Origin of the sequence: Shewanella sp. 10N.286.54.B9, from assembly GCF_041468565.1 — a bacterium.
GTDB lineage: Bacteria > Pseudomonadota > Gammaproteobacteria > Enterobacterales > Shewanellaceae > Shewanella.
The window spans coordinates 1-358 of record NZ_JBFRIY010000145.1 but is presented as its reverse complement, the minus strand read 5'-3'; the positions used below and the strand labels follow the sequence as shown (position 1 = coordinate 358).

Sequence of the window (358 nt, the reverse complement as noted above, 5' to 3'; positions counted from 1 at the left end):
GCTCGCCTCCAGGAGCACAACGAAATATTAAAAAAGGCCACAGCTCTGTTGATGTCGGACTCACTGAACAATTCTTAATAATTGAGAAACTCAGGCAGAGCTACAGCATAAAGACATTATGCGAAGTGTTCAGTATTCATCGTAGTAGTTACAAGTATTGGAGAAAGCGGCCAACAACTATAAACGCAGATAAAGTAAAGCTTCGAAGTCTAGTTAGCGAAGTACATACTGCAAGTAACGGCTCGGCAGGAGCTAGAACGATTGCAGATATGGTTAGCCAGCAAGGTATCTCGCTAAGCCGTTATCGTGCCACTAAGTTGATGAAAGAGCTTGGTATCGTTAGCTGTCAGGTACCTAA

At 43.3% G+C, this 358-nt stretch carries 1 pseudogene; it reads left to right on the top strand.

Annotation, left to right across the window (positions count from 1 at the left end):
* Nucleotides 1-358 (top strand): annotated as a pseudogene (locus AB4135_RS22215) (IS3 family transposase); the annotation flags it as partial.